The sequence below is a fragment of the Granulicella aggregans genome (assembly GCF_025685565.1).
GTDB lineage: Bacteria > Acidobacteriota > Terriglobia > Terriglobales > Acidobacteriaceae > Edaphobacter > Edaphobacter aggregans_B.
Window position 1 is genome coordinate 798009 of sequence record NZ_JAGSYE010000003.1, and the last position, 12854, is coordinate 810862.

General features: G+C 60.7%; 14 protein-coding genes. 8 read left to right on the forward strand and 6 right to left on the reverse strand.

What is annotated here, in order from left to right:
- Positions 1-2: 2 nt before the first annotated feature.
- A complete protein-coding gene (locus tag OHL18_RS18580) occupies positions 3-1277 on the reverse strand; it encodes a lactate racemase domain-containing protein (RefSeq protein ID WP_263376369.1) in 1275 nt (424 codons plus the stop codon).
- A 104-nt stretch (positions 1278-1381) separates the two neighbouring features.
- Here OHL18_RS18580 and trmD point away from each other — a divergent pair, with 104 nt between their 5' ends.
- The gene (gene trmD, locus OHL18_RS18585; RefSeq protein ID WP_263376370.1) at positions 1382-2212 is read left to right on the forward strand and encodes a tRNA (guanosine(37)-N1)-methyltransferase TrmD; all 831 of its coding nucleotides are present in this window, start codon (positions 1382-1384) and stop codon (positions 2210-2212) included.
- Here trmD and OHL18_RS18590 read toward each other — a convergent pair.
- Entirely contained in the window at positions 2209-2934 is a 726-nt protein-coding gene (locus OHL18_RS18590; protein WP_263376371.1) for an SDR family oxidoreductase, read from the reverse strand. The genes trmD and OHL18_RS18590 overlap by 4 nt on opposite strands.
- A gap of 29 nt (positions 2935-2963) precedes the next feature.
- Between OHL18_RS18590 and OHL18_RS18595 the strand changes: the two genes are divergently transcribed.
- Genes OHL18_RS18595 through OHL18_RS18610 form a run of 4 tightly spaced genes read left to right on the forward strand, consistent with a single transcriptional unit; the run spans position 2964 to position 5835 of the window.
- A complete protein-coding gene (locus tag OHL18_RS18595; protein WP_263376372.1) occupies positions 2964-3746 on the forward strand; it encodes an ATP-binding cassette domain-containing protein in 783 nt (260 codons plus the stop codon).
- 35 nt (positions 3747-3781) lie between these two features.
- Positions 3782-4585, forward strand: coding sequence for a sulfite exporter TauE/SafE family protein (locus tag OHL18_RS18600; RefSeq protein ID WP_263376373.1), 804 nt, complete (start codon positions 3782-3784; stop codon positions 4583-4585).
- Entirely contained in the window at positions 4582-5013 is a 432-nt protein-coding gene (locus OHL18_RS18605; RefSeq protein WP_263376374.1) for a DUF971 domain-containing protein, read from the forward strand. Before OHL18_RS18600 ends, OHL18_RS18605 begins: the two co-directional genes overlap by 4 nt.
- A gap of 15 nt (positions 5014-5028) precedes the next feature.
- On the forward strand, positions 5029-5835 hold the full coding sequence (locus tag OHL18_RS18610; RefSeq protein WP_263376375.1) for a DUF3050 domain-containing protein: 807 nt from the start codon (positions 5029-5031) through the stop codon (positions 5833-5835).
- A gap of 87 nt (positions 5836-5922) precedes the next feature.
- On the opposite strand, the gene OHL18_RS18615 is transcribed toward OHL18_RS18610, so the two are convergent.
- Complete coding sequence (locus tag OHL18_RS18615) at positions 5923-6261, reverse strand: hypothetical protein (RefSeq protein WP_263376376.1); 339 nt, start codon at positions 6259-6261, stop codon at positions 5923-5925.
- Between the two features lie 382 nt (positions 6262-6643).
- On the opposite strand from OHL18_RS18615, the gene OHL18_RS18620 reads away from it, so the two are divergent.
- The 3 genes from OHL18_RS18620 (at position 6644) to OHL18_RS18630 (ending at position 11325) form a co-directional block, all read left to right on the forward strand.
- The gene (locus OHL18_RS18620; protein ID WP_263376377.1) at positions 6644-9442 is read left to right on the forward strand and encodes an ATP-dependent helicase; all 2799 of its coding nucleotides are present in this window, start codon (positions 6644-6646) and stop codon (positions 9440-9442) included.
- A gap of 72 nt (positions 9443-9514) precedes the next feature.
- Entirely contained in the window at positions 9515-9670 is a 156-nt protein-coding gene (locus tag OHL18_RS18625) for a hypothetical protein (RefSeq protein WP_263376378.1), read from the forward strand.
- 146 nt (positions 9671-9816) lie between these two features.
- Positions 9817-11325: an amino acid permease gene (locus OHL18_RS18630; RefSeq protein WP_396274901.1), complete on the forward strand. Its 1509-nt coding sequence runs from the start codon at positions 9817-9819 to the stop codon at positions 11323-11325.
- On the opposite strand, the gene OHL18_RS18635 is transcribed toward OHL18_RS18630, so the two are convergent.
- From OHL18_RS18635 to parS, 3 genes are read right to left on the reverse strand one after another with little or no spacing between them, the layout of a single operon-like run.
- The gene (locus tag OHL18_RS18635) at positions 11326-11898 is read right to left on the reverse strand and encodes a hypothetical protein (protein WP_263376379.1); all 573 of its coding nucleotides are present in this window, start codon (positions 11896-11898) and stop codon (positions 11326-11328) included.
- A 28-nt stretch (positions 11899-11926) separates the two neighbouring features.
- A complete protein-coding gene (locus tag OHL18_RS18640) occupies positions 11927-12409 on the reverse strand; it encodes an RES family NAD+ phosphorylase (RefSeq protein ID WP_263376380.1) in 483 nt (160 codons plus the stop codon).
- Positions 12409-12843, reverse strand: coding sequence for a type II RES/Xre toxin-antitoxin system antitoxin (parS, locus tag OHL18_RS18645; RefSeq protein ID WP_263376381.1), 435 nt, complete (start codon positions 12841-12843; stop codon positions 12409-12411). Before parS ends, OHL18_RS18640 begins: the two co-directional genes overlap by 1 nt.
- Positions 12844-12854 lie beyond the last annotated feature (11 nt).

Consider the following 12854-nt stretch of genomic DNA (forward strand, 5'->3'; position numbering starts at 1 on the left):
GGTTAATCGCCGAACCTGCCGCGATACGCCCACAGTCCTAGGCCGGGGTTGGAAATAAAGAAGATCTCTTCGTCTCCGACTGTGTTCCACCCATCTTTCAAGATCGCGGGATCATACTTCGCGGTCGTCTCCGCGAGATCGCCGTACTCGAAGTGGACGCTCTCGACCTCTTCGCGCGTCAGGCCGCCAGGGCAGTAGCGAATCGTGAATCGGCCTTCGCTTGAGCCGTGAATCAGGTGGGCGGCGGCGCTCAGATTTGCGGCGAGCTGCGGGTCGCTCTTCACATACTCGAGCGTTGCGGGTGTTCCGCAGTAGCCGTACTTGCGGATCAGAACGTCGATCGCCTTGTCTTCGCCGAACTCATGCACTCCCGGCGCGAGAACAATCAGCTCAGCTCCATCGGCCAGCGCCATGCGCGTGCGATAGACGCTCTTGTTGCCTAGCCACGTGCTCTTGAACTCGTGTGGATCGAGAAAGACCACCGCCTTGTGAATCTCGCGGTCAAGCATCAGGAAGTTGCATTCCAGGCTAAGCTCCGCAGCGCGTTCGAAGCACTCCGCGTCGTCGCCGACGAACATGCCTCGCAGGACCAACTCGCCCTTGGCATTCTTCGCCACGACGGTCTGCACGTAGACGATGGGAAGCTGCTTCGCGAAGTGCTCGCTGGCGTAGTTCAACACGCGCCGCACGGGCGTCTCCGCGCGGCCCATCATGCGCTCCATGCCGTAGACCGCTCCGAGAAAGTGCGAACGATGGATCCCAACGGAGCCGCCCGTGCCGACGAAGATATTTTTATTGCCATTGGCCATGCCGACGACCTCGTGCGGGACAACCTGTCCGATGGAGAGAATGAGGTCGTGGCCGCCGTCTCGGATCAGCTTGTTCACCTGAGCCGGCCAGGTGTAGTCGAGCTTGCCCTCGCTCACCTCAAGCATGAACTCGCTCGGCACCTCACCGAGGGTGACGACATCATTGCGCCAGTCGTGGACGCGGAAGAGATCGCGCGGCGTCGCTCCAAACATAGTGGCAATCTCGTGGTCGCTCATCGCCTTGTGGGTGCCGAGAGCTGGTAGCACGTCGGTCAACGCGTCGCCGTAAAACTGCCAGGCATACTCGGTGAATTCGCCAGCTTTTGAGTGGAAGCGGGTAAAGTCCGGCGGTACGGCAAGCACCCTCTTGCGCTCGCCCAGCTTCTTCAGAGCTTCGAAGAGATTTGCCTTGGCCTCGGCGGGCGAGATCTCCATCTCCGGTGATCCGATTGCGAAAAATAAACTCATTCGGAGATCCTACTCCGCCAAAAAGGCAGGTTGTAGCTCTTAGGGGATAGAGTTCAAGAAAAGCTGGCTACACCCTATTCCCTACACCCTGTACCCTGTACTTTGTGCGCTTCGACATCCTTACTATCTTCCCCGCGTTTTTCAACGGCCCGCTCGACCACGGCGTGCTGAAGCGCGCTATCGCCACCGGGATTGTTGATGTTCGCACCCACGATCTCCGCGCCTTCACGCATGACCGCCATCGCACGGTCGACGACCGGCCCTTCGGCGGCGGCGAAGGCATGGTGCTGAAGCCCGAACCCATCCACGACTGCTTCCAGACGCTCGGCATCGCACCCAAGCCCACGCGCGACACCGCGAGAGAGACGGTCATTCTGCTATCCGCGCAGGGCCAACCCTTCACGCAGACGATCGCTCATGAACTCGCCGCCACCGAGCGCGTCGTCTTCCTCTGCGGCCGCTACGAGGGCATCGACGAGCGCATCAACACCCTGCTCTGTGACCGCGAACTCTCCATCGGCGACTACATCTTGTCAGGCGGCGAACTTGCTGCCGCCGTCATTCTCGACTCCGTCGTGCGGCTCTTGCCCGGCGTGCTCGGCAACCCCGACTCCGCTCGAAACGAAAGCTTCGGGACAGAGGCTGCGCCGGAGAAAGGCGCACTCACCGCTGACGGCGTGCCCGACTCGACCCATCTCTCCGGAGGCCTCCTCGACTACCCGCACTACACCCGGCCAGCGGAGTTCCTGGGCCTCGGAGTGCCCGAGGTCCTGCAGCAAGGCGACCACTCCGCCATCCGCAAGTGGCGGCGCGAAATGGCGCTTTCCAAAACCCTTCGCAACCGCCCCGACCTGCTCGCGAAGGCCGATCTGACGCGCAAAGATCAGGAGTTTCTGAGTCGCCTGGAATTGACCGAAGACGATCCCTCGACCTAGCCCATATGGCGAACCAGCATCTGCGGAATTCGCACATTCGCTGGCTGGATGCAGGCGAAGACAATCGCCTCGGCGACCTCCTCCGGCTCCATCATGTGCGAGTTGCGAATGAACTCCTCTGTGCGCCCGCGCCCAAGCCCAAACTCGCTCTTCACTCCACCCGGGCAGATCACACCTACCTTGATCTTGTGCTTGCGCAGCTCCGCATCAAGCGCCTGACTGAAGCCTACTTGCGCGAACTTCGTCGCAGAATAGACCGACTCGCCACCAACGCCCGTGAGGCCAGCGACCGATGAGATGAACAGAATCGTCCCGCTCTGCTGCTCGATCATCAGCGGCGCAGCGTGGCGCGAGAAGACGAAGCCCGAGCGCACATTGGCCGCCATCATCGCGTCGAACTCCTCAACGGGCGTATCGATGAGATTTTTGTAGCTGCCTACACCAGCGTTGTTGATGAGGATATCGAGGCCGCCAAAGGTCTCCACCGCGAGCTTGATCGAGGCAAGCGCAGTGGCCTCATCACCGGCGTCACCAGCATGAAACACCATCCTGCCACCCGCTGCATCGATCTCCGCGCAGAGCTCTGCCAGCCGCTCTTCGCGTCGGGCCGTTATGACCACGTTCGCGCCCTCGTGGGCCAGCAGCAGCGCCGTTGCACGACCGATCCCTGCGCTTGCTCCTGTCACAAGCGCGGTCTTCCCTTGCAGTCTCTGTAAGCTCATTCATCCTCTTGCGATGCTAGTATCCGGCTATGTCCGATTCTTTGCCCGTAGAGCTGATTTGCGCCACCGGGCTGACCAAAGAATACCCTCGTCCCGGCGGCGCTGCTCGCGTGGTCGACGATGTCTCGTTCAGCATCCGCCGCGGTGAGACCCTCGGCCTCGTCGGCGAGTCAGGCTCGGGCAAGAGCACCGTCGCCCGCATGATCCTTCGCCTTATCGAGCCGACCTCGGGCTCGGTTCGCTTCGCGGGGCAGGATGTGCTCGCCGCCAGCCGTCACGATCTACGCCTCCTGCGGCGCCGCATGCAGATCGTCTTCCAGGATCCTTACGCCGCGCTCAATCCCCGCATGTCTGTCCGCCAGATCCTCGCCGAGCCGTTTGCGATCCACAAGCAGCGGCCTGAAGGCGGTCTCGAAGCGCGGCTGAACGAGATGCTGACCACGGTGGGCCTCGATGCCGCTGCGCTCACCCGCTATCCGCACCAGTTCAGCGGAGGTCAGCGGCAGCGCATCAACATCGCCCGAGCGCTCGCGCTGCGGCCGGAGTTCCTGGTGCTCGACGAGCCGGTGAGCGCGCTCGACGTGCTTGTCGGAGCCCAGGTCGTCAACCTGCTTCGTGACCTGCAGCGCGATCACGGCCTGACTTACCTCTTCATCTCCCACTCCATGCCCCTGGTGCGCTATCTCTGCGACCGCGTCGCGGTGATGCAAAAGGGCAGGCTGGTGGAGATCGGCGATGTGCTGGACATCTGCGAGCATCCGAGCGAGAGCTATACGCAGGAGCTGATCGCTGCGACACCGCAGCTGCCCTGATGTGGCCACGTTCGCGCGACTACAATAGGAGATGAATGTTTTCTGACCTTACAGTTCATCTCCACTACGCGTGGCTGGTCGTCGCTTCGTTCCTCGCGGGTGTGATGAATGCCATGGCGGGCGGCGGATCGTTCGTCTCCTTCCCCGCGATGCTGGCGATGGGAGTAGCTCCGATCCAGGCCAACGCCACGAACACGGTCGCGCTGTGGCCGGGGCAGTTGACCTCTGTCGCTGCGCTGCGTGAGGATCTTCGCAAGGACCTACTACCGGTAGTGATCGTGTCTTCGATCCTCGGTGGAGTCAGCGGCGCAGTCGTGCTGCTCAAGACCGAGCAGGTCACCTTCCTGCACATGGTGCCGTGGCTGCTGCTGGTCGCTTCCCTGCTCTTCGGCATCAGCGGACCCGTCTCGAAGTGGCTGCGGGTCCGCGCAGAGTCAAAGGCCCTCGCCGCTAGGACCGAGCATGATCGCGACGCTACGCCGGCCCTGCTGCCTCTCTTCTGTGTGCTGCTGCCGGTCTGCTTCTACATCGGATACTTCGGAGCCGGCGCGGGCTTTCTCATCATGAGCGCGCTTGCGCTCTTCGGCATTGAAGATATGCGTTCGCTGAACTCGATGAAGGTGCTAGCGGCGTGCCTGTCGAACCTTTGCGCGGTCATTACCTTCATCGTCAGCGGAGCGGTGATCTGGAAGTACTGCCTGATCTCGATGGTCACCTGCGGCGTTGGCGGCTATCTTGGAGCACAGTACGCGCGCAAGTTGAACCCCGATGTACTTCGGCTCATCGTTGTCGCCACCGGCGTGCTGATGGCAGGATACTTCTTCTGGAGGCAGGCATGAGTCACGAAGGAATTCGCATCCTCAACGCAACCGAGGTTGAGCGCGAGGCCGCGCAGGAGCAGGTAAAGCTTGCGCCCGACGCGGTTACGCCGGTGAAGGTTCGCGTCAAGAAGTCCGAAGGCACGGGCATGGAGATTGATTGGCGTGATGGCCACACCAGCACCTGGAGCTTCTTCTGGCTGCGCCATGGCTGTCCCTGCGCAACGTGCCACGAGGAGCGCGACGCCTCTGGCCGTGCGCCCGGGATTCCCAAGCCGAAACCACAGACTTTGCTGCCGATGTATGAGGCCCCGATAAAACCACTGGAGGTTTCTCCAGTAGGTAAATATGCCTTGCGATTCAAGTGGAGCGACGGGCACGAGAGCGGTATCTATTCATGGGAGTACTTGCGGCGGCAGTGCCAGTGCGCCGTCTGTACGGCTAAATAAAAGGGTCCTGGTCACATGCAGATTCTCGAACAATCCGAAGAGTTACAGACACTCGCCGAGCGGCTGCGCCCGCTCTACACGCGGCTTGCGAACCATCCGCTCTATGCAAGCTTCGAGAGCGTCGAAGACCTGCACCTCTTCATGGAGTCACACGTCTTTGCGGTGTGGGACTTTATGTCGCTGTTGAAGACACTTCAGCGCGGGCTGACCTGCATCGATGTTCCCTGGGTTCCGAGCCGCTTCCCTACCAGCCGGCGGCTGGTGAACGAGATCGTGCTTGGCGAAGAGAGCGACATCTACGGCACGCGGCCCATCAGCCACTTCGAGCTTTACATCCAAGCGATGAAGGAGTGCGGTGCCTGCACGCTCGCCATCGAGAGCCTGCTCCTTCACCTCCGTGAGGGTGCGGACTGGGCTACCGCACTCGCGCGCAGTTCCGCTCCCGATGCGGCTCAGCGCTTCGTTCAGACTACTTTTGGCATCATCGAGCGCGGCAGGCTACATGAGATCGCCGCGGCTTTTACCTTCGGCCGCGAAGACCTCATCCCGGATATGTTTCGCGGCTTCATCCGCGATCAGGACGAACGGCTCTCCGGCAAGCTGGCGACACTGCGCTGGTATCTCGATCGGCACATCGAAGTGGACGGCGAAGACCACGGGCCTATGGCGCTGCAGATGGTCAGCGAGTTGTGCGGCAGCGACAGCAAGAAGTGGAAGGAAGCCACCGAGGCAGCGGAGATCGCCCTGCTTGCGCGCATCGCACTGTGGGACAGCATCGCGGCGAGTTTGCGCGAAGCTCCGGTGAAGGTTCTGGTGAATTAATCACCCGTTGGCGAAGCTTCATCCTGCAAGAGCGCTAAGAAACTGTCGTATCGCAGGATGAAGCTTCACATCAAAATCTGTCTGTGTTTAGTGGATGCTGAGCGTCGCTCCATCGAGGTATGCAGCAACCTCGGTGACTATGCTGCCGGCAGTGAGCTTCGGCGTCGCTGTGTTGGCGAGCACCTTGGTGCCTTCGGGCAGTTTCAACGAGAGCGTAGCGCCAGTCTGAATCTTCATGATGTTGTCGCCCACCTTGAGTTCAAGCTGCGATCCCGAGTCGTTGCGGAAGCTGATCTTGACCATCTTGCCGTTGGTGAATACAGCGTGGACGGGCGAAGAGATGCTGGTGGGGGCCGCATAGACGGCAGTGGTGGAGACGAGCGCAAGCGCAGTGACGGACGTGGCGAGGATCTGGCGAAGGTGCATAGTGGCTCCGGTCCCTATAGGGACATTTCGTTCAAGTTCGGCGGGCCACTCTGCCATGGTTCAGAGGGCGGGTCGTGAGGTGAACTACGCAGATAGACTCCGATAGGTTCCGCTCGTTTCAGTAAAAAAGTGATATTCAATTCTTCTTAATCGAAGTGATGAAGGATTCGCAAAAATGGACACTTTGGACACTGCGATTTCTGTAAATGGACACGCGACAAGGCACCAACTATGTCGCATGTTTACTATCGTGAGTCGTGCGTGAATCATTGCATCGCGCCGCCAGCGACGACACTCTACCGCGGCCCGGGCGCGGCAAGCACAGGCGCCGGTGGAACGGCCAATGAGGTCTCCAGATAAAATAGGTATTGGAGTTCCACACTTGTCTCACCTTCTCGAAAATATGAACCCGCAGCAGCAGGATGGCATCCGCTCGGTCGATGGCCCCGTGCTCCTGCTCGCTGGTGCCGGCAGCGGCAAGACCCGCGTCGTCACGCATCGCATCGCCTACCTTATTGAAGAGCGCGGCGTGCCTGCCGACGCGATCCTCGCCGTCACCTTCACGAACAAGGCGGCGAAGGAGATGTCCGAGCGCGTCGACAAGATCCTCGGACACAGTTCGCTGGCGAAGCCTACCCTTGCGACATTCCACAGCTTCTGCGTGCGTGTGCTGCGTCGCGATATCGAGGCGCTACGGACGAATGGAGTCGGCCTCACCCGCACCTTCGCTATCTACGACGAGACCGATCAGCAGGCCGTGGTGAAGCAGGCGTTGAAGCGGCTGGGCATCGACGACAAGCAGTTGAAGCCGCGTGTCGCGCTGGGCCGAATCTCCTGGGCGAAGAACCATATGATCGACCCGCAGGAGTACTTCCTCGCCAGCACCAACCCGATGGAAGAGAAGATCGCGCACATCTTCGAGATCTACAAGAAGGAGCTGTTCAAGGCGAACGCGCTGGACTTCGACGATCTTCTGCTCGAGACGGTGCGACTGCTGAAGTCCTCCAGCGAGGTTCGTGAGCGTTACAACCGCAAGTACCGTTACGTGATGATCGATGAGTACCAGGACACGAATCGTCCGCAGTACGAACTGATGAAGCTGCTGGCCGGATCGCACCATAACATCTGCGTCGTCGGCGATGAAGACCAGTCGATCTATAGCTGGCGCGGTGCGGACATCAAGAACATCCTCGACTTCGAGAAGGACTTCCCTGGCGCGAAGACGATCCGGCTCGAACAGAACTATCGTTCCACGCAGATCATCCTCGAAGGCGCATCGGCAGTCGTCGCCCAGAACACGCAACGCAAGGGTAAGAACCTGTGGACAGCACGCGAGGGCGGCTCGCTCATCGGGTATTACGAAGCTCCCGATGGTGAGAACGAAGCGCTCTTCATCGCGGACCGTATCAATACCTATCTGAAAGCATCCGGCAACATTGAAGAGCCGCCGCGCTGCGCTGTGCTGTACCGCACCAACTCGCAGTCGCGGCTAGTGGAAGAGGCGCTTCGCCGCTATCAGATCCAGTACCACATGGTCGGCGGCTTCAGCTTCTACGACCGCGCCGAGGTCAAAGACATCCTCAGCTACATGAAGCTGGTGCAGAACACGAACGACTCCATCGCTCTGAACCGGGTCGTCAACTCGCCACCGCGCGGCATCGGCAAGACGACCATGGAGACGCTCGAACGCATGGCGTTGACAACTGGCATCAGCACGTGGGACGCGATTGGCCGCGCCATTGAAGATCGCCTGTTGCCTGCCCGCGCGCTCACTGCGCTCTCCGGCTTCAAGCGCCTCATCGAAGATGCTCGCGCGATGCTCGGCACTGAGTTCGCGGAGAAGCTGACGCAGGATGTGAGCGAGGAAGGTGCGGGCAATACAAATTTCGATCCGGCCGCGTTTGGTGCAGTCGAAGCCGAATCCGAAGACACTTCCTTCCCTCCCGTCGAAGGCAACGGTGCGGACACGTCGTTCGATACCAGCTTTAATTTCGGCTTCGACTTTGGTCCTAGCGAAGAGGTCTCGACCATCGCTGCCGAAAATGCAACTCTACCGGTTACAGATGCGGAAGCCGTATCCTTCAATCCCTTTGCTCCGGTCGTGCTTAAGTCGAACAAGCCACAGTTGAAGCGCAGCGCAGCGGACTCCAAGCCCGCCTCCGCGCAGGACCGCGCCGCTGAGCGCATTATGGCGGACGAGAAGCCTGCTTTCCGTGCTCCGGGCGATCCCGCCACGCTGCCCGAGTTGATCAAGTTCCTCAATGATCGCAGCGGCTACATTCGCGCGCTTGAAGAAGAGGCCACGCCCGAGAGCTTCTCCCGCATCGAGAACCTGAAGGAACTCGCCAACGCCGCGCAGGACGCCCAGGAGCGCGGCGAGACGCTGCATGAGTTCCTCGACCACGCCGCGCTCATCTCGGACGCCGATGGCTACTCCGCCGAAGCTCGCGTGACGCTGATGACGCTGCACGCGGCGAAGGGTCTGGAGTTTCCGCTCGTCTTTCTGACTGGAATGGAGGAAGGGCTCTTCCCGCACTCGCGTACCTTTACCGACCCCGTCGGTCTTGAAGAAGAGCGCCGGCTCTGCTATGTCGGCATGACCCGCGCCATGGATACGCTCGTGATGACCCGTGCCCGCTATCGCCGCCGTTACGGCAGCGACATGCCGGAGGCCAGCGTTCCCTCGCGCTTCCTTGAGGAAGTTCCACAACGGCTGGTAGAAGACCTCGGCAGTCCCGGTCAGAGGCCTAGTTTCAACTCTGGTTACGGAAACTCCTACGGAAATCGTCCCGGCAGCGGCTCAGGCAGCCACGAAGACGGCGAACGCCACTACAGCTACGAGGACGAAGACCAGAGCGGCAGCCGCAATCGGCCTGCTGCCGCGGGTAGTCGCCCGAGCGGCAGTTCCATGGACAATATTGCGAACTTCTTCGCCGCGCGCGGCCAGTCTGTCCCCAGTTTCAAGGCTGGGCAGAAGTTCTCCCGCCCCAAGCTCGACGTCCCCGCACCCACTGGAAAGACCGGCCTGCAGCAGGGAGTGCGCGTTCGTCACCCCAAATACGGCGAAGGAATGGTCTTTCGCCGCGAAGGGGATGGGGATGACGCCAAGATTACAGTACAATTTCAACAGCACGGCGTGAAGAAGCTGGTGGAGAAGTTTGCCCAGCTCGAACGGCTCTAGCCCTTCGCTCGCCAGCAACCATTCCGGATCACATCCGAAATATTTTAGAGAGATAAAGAGACCCGACCCTTCATGGCGAACACCAAGGCAATCACCGACACACTCGAGCGCAAGAAGATCAAGCGCGCAGCACGCAAGGCAGCACCAGCCAAGGGACCGCGCGCAGGCGCACGCGGCGAGAACAAGCAGAAGCTCAAGAAGGCAGCCCGCGGTAAGAGCAAGCGGTAGTCTTACGCCGAGGAACGGGCGAAGTGGCGCGTGAAACCTGCCGCCGCTTCGCCTGTTTTCGTGTAGATTCTGAATACCAAAGAAAACTGAATATTCGGAGCGCCCCACTGCCCCGCCAAATCTTTCGCACGAAGTCGATCGACAAACTGATCTCGGACTCGGAACGGCCGGAGCACGCCCTCACCAAGACGCTTGGCCCGCTCTCTCTCACCGCCCTTGGTATCGGCGCGGTCATCGGCTCCGGCATCTTTACCGTCATCGGCACGGCCATCGGCGGCAATCCTTCGAAGATCGCCGACTGGAAGGGCTCGCCGATCATCGACCTGATCCTGCACCACGGGGCAGTCGCCGGCCGCCCCGGCGCAGGTCCTGCATTGGCGCTATCGCTCGTACTTGTAGCCATCGTCTGCGGCCTCACTGGCCTCTGCTATGCGGAGCTCGCCAGCATGATCCCTATCGCCGGCTCGGCCTACACCTACACCTACGCCACGCTCGGCGAACTGATCGCCTGGATCATCGGCTGGGACCTTATCCTCGAGTACGCCTTCTCCAACATGAGCGTCAGTGTCGGCTTCGCCGCGCACATCGTCGACCTGATGGACTGGCTTGGGATCCATCTCGATCCCAAGTGGCTCTCGCCCGCCTATCTTCCGCTCGGTCTCCAGGACCTCGCCGGTAAAGACATCTTCCCCGAAGGCTGGCACTTCGGCTTCGATATCCCCGCCTTCATTATCGTCCTTCTGCTCACGGTCGTCCTCGTCCGAGGCATTCGCGAGTCCGCCCGCACTAACAACATCATGGTGCTGGTCAAGATCACGGCGATTCTGCTGTTCATCGGCTTCGGGCTGTCGTTCGTCCACCCATCGAACTATCATCCCTTCTCGCCGAACGGCTTCTCGGGCGTGCTCGCGGGCGGGTCGATCATCTTCTTCACGTACATCGGCTTCGACTCGGTCTCGACGGCCAGCGAAGAGTGCAAGAACCCACGCCGGGACGTGCCGATTGGCATTGTCGCCACACTGATTGTCTGTACCATCCTCTACATCGGTGTGGCTGCCGTGCTGACGGGCATGGTGCCTTGGCAGTCGGTCGCAGGCGACGGCGCTCCGGTCGTCAATGCGCTGAAGCGCCTCTCGCTCACTCCGGGCGGAGGACGCCTGCATTGGGTGCGCCTGATCGTCGTGCTCGGCGCAATCGTCGGCATGATCTCGTCGATTCTCGTCTTCCAGCTCGGCCAGGCCCGCGTCTGGTTCGCGATGTCGCGCGACAAGCTTCTGCCTGACGTCTTCTCGCGCATACACCCCAAGTTCCGTACGCCCGCCTTCGCTACCTGGGTCGCGGGAATTCTGGTCGCGATTCCCTCGGGCCTCTTCGACGTCGGCACCTTCGCGGAGATGTCGAACATCGGCACCCTCTTCGCGTTCGTGCTGGTCTCCATCGGCGTGATGGTTCTTCGCGCCAAAGATCCCGCCCGTCATAGAGGATTCCGCGTCCCGTTTGGCCCGCTCATTCCCATCCTCAGCACGCTCTTCTGCATTCTGCTGATGGCTGGTCTGCCCGCGATTACCTGGGTACGATTCTTTGTATGGCTCGTGATCGGCCTGCTTGTCTACTTCTTCTACAGCCGGAAGCGGAGCGAGTTCTACGAAGGCTAATCATTTTCCGGTGTAGCGTCTCACAGTAGGGGCGGGGTCTACACTACTTTCCCCGTTCGCTCCAACGTCCGTCCGGAATCCCCAGTCATTTTTCAACACCAACCCTTGTGGCTGTATGTCACCATAAGCAGACACCGTAATTCCCTGCCCCACCACAATCCCCACGTGCCCGTAGACCGGTCCATGCTCCTGCGCGATGACGTCGCCCGGCAACGCCCCGGTGCGAGGCATCGGAGCTGACCAGCCCTTGATGGCGATCTTTGGGTCGGCCCACTCATGCGCGCTCGGGTCGCGCGGAATCAAGCCAAAGTGTCCGCGCACGAACGGCCTCGGATGACCCGAATCCACGATCCAGTCCGCCACCGCCTTGTTGCACTTGTTGCTTCCCGGCCGGTACCATCCGTTCCACTTCGCCGCCTCATAAGCCGTATCGCCCTGATGACGAAGGGCGATCTCAGCAAGCGTTCCGGCAGCGGTCGGTGCAGACCGACGCACAAGAAGGATGACTGCCGCAACAGCTAGCAGCACCATGAGAATCGTGCCAACAAAAATCCTGCGTCTGGATCGGATCATGACGAGATCGTACCGCAATCGCGGTGCCTCACTGTTGCCTTGTCCGAAACATCCTCGCGTCAAAATGGAACGGCTTCGGCTCGGCTCGCTTGATCCTGGAAACGTCTGGATGATTTGGGTTTATCAAGAGACTCCACTCACCCTCGATCACCACCGATGGAACCATCATCGCAAGCGAACTCCCAGATGCAACCCAATCGTGCCCCATCTGACGCAATGCAGCGTGATCCAATCGCCGCCAATCCTCCGGCAGGTTCGCGGTCAGCTCCTCGCCCCGCTGCCGCAACTCAGACTCGTCAACAGGCAACTCGGCGCTAACGGAGACCAGGTTGGCGGGTTCAATGCCGATCTCGATGTGGACGAAGAACTCCATCGCGGCAAGCGACAGAGAAGTCGAGGTGTATACCATCGGTACTCCCGCTGGATTCCAGCGCCCCGAATACAGCCGTGCGCCTTCGCCCAGAAATGCCGCTTCAGCGAATCTCTTCAGGCAGATACGCCACACCTGCATCAGCTATAGATTCCGTAAGCGATCCGGCCCAGGATCGTCTCGACCGACCTTGTACCCGTATCCGTATCGAGCAGGTCAAGCGGCGATTGTCCTTCCAGCGCCCGATTCGGCTTCTGCAACCATGCAGACGCCTTACTCGCATCGCCCAACGTATCGGTCGCCGCCGCCACAATACGCGCCAGCCGCACCGTCCGATCGCTCTCTTCCGCCGAAAGCCGACCGCCGTTCGCGATCCTGCGATTCAGCGTCCGGTCGGAGATACCCACCACGCGCGCAAGGGTCTTGCGATCGATCGACAGCCCAGCCGCCAGCAGCGTCAGCGCACTTACCGGCAGCCCCTCGCGTGTCAGCAGGGTCAATTCGGAGTCGGAGTTAATGCGCCGCTTCAGCAGCTTGTGTCCGCCCAGCACCGAGGTGATCGCCGCAACCGTCATACGCCAATTGT

Bases quoted from the DNA above. Each gene is read 5' to 3' on its own strand.
- OHL18_RS18580 (WP_263376369.1), bottom strand. From the start codon at position 1,277: ATGAGTTTATTTTTCGCAATCGGATCACCGGAGATGGAGATCTCGCCC.
- OHL18_RS18590 (WP_263376371.1), bottom strand. From the start codon at position 2,934: ATGAGCTTACAGAGACTGCAAGGGAAGACCGCGCTTGTGACAGGAGCA.
- OHL18_RS18595 (WP_263376372.1), top strand. From the start codon at position 2,964: ATGTCCGATTCTTTGCCCGTAGAGCTGATTTGCGCCACCGGGCTGACC.
- OHL18_RS18600 (WP_263376373.1), top strand. From the start codon at position 3,782: ATGTTTTCTGACCTTACAGTTCATCTCCACTACGCGTGGCTGGTCGTC.
- OHL18_RS18605 (WP_263376374.1), top strand. From the start codon at position 4,582: ATGAGTCACGAAGGAATTCGCATCCTCAACGCAACCGAGGTTGAGCGC.
- OHL18_RS18610 (WP_263376375.1), top strand. From the start codon at position 5,029: ATGCAGATTCTCGAACAATCCGAAGAGTTACAGACACTCGCCGAGCGG.
- OHL18_RS18615 (WP_263376376.1), bottom strand. From the start codon at position 6,261: ATGCACCTTCGCCAGATCCTCGCCACGTCCGTCACTGCGCTTGCGCTC.
- OHL18_RS18625 (WP_263376378.1), top strand. From the start codon at position 9,515: ATGGCGAACACCAAGGCAATCACCGACACACTCGAGCGCAAGAAGATC.
- OHL18_RS18635 (WP_263376379.1), bottom strand. From the start codon at position 11,898: ATGATCCGATCCAGACGCAGGATTTTTGTTGGCACGATTCTCATGGTG.
- OHL18_RS18640 (WP_263376380.1), bottom strand. From the start codon at position 12,409: ATGCAGGTGTGGCGTATCTGCCTGAAGAGATTCGCTGAAGCGGCATTT.
- parS (WP_263376381.1), bottom strand. From the start codon at position 12,843: ATGACGGTTGCGGCGATCACCTCGGTGCTGGGCGGACACAAGCTGCTG.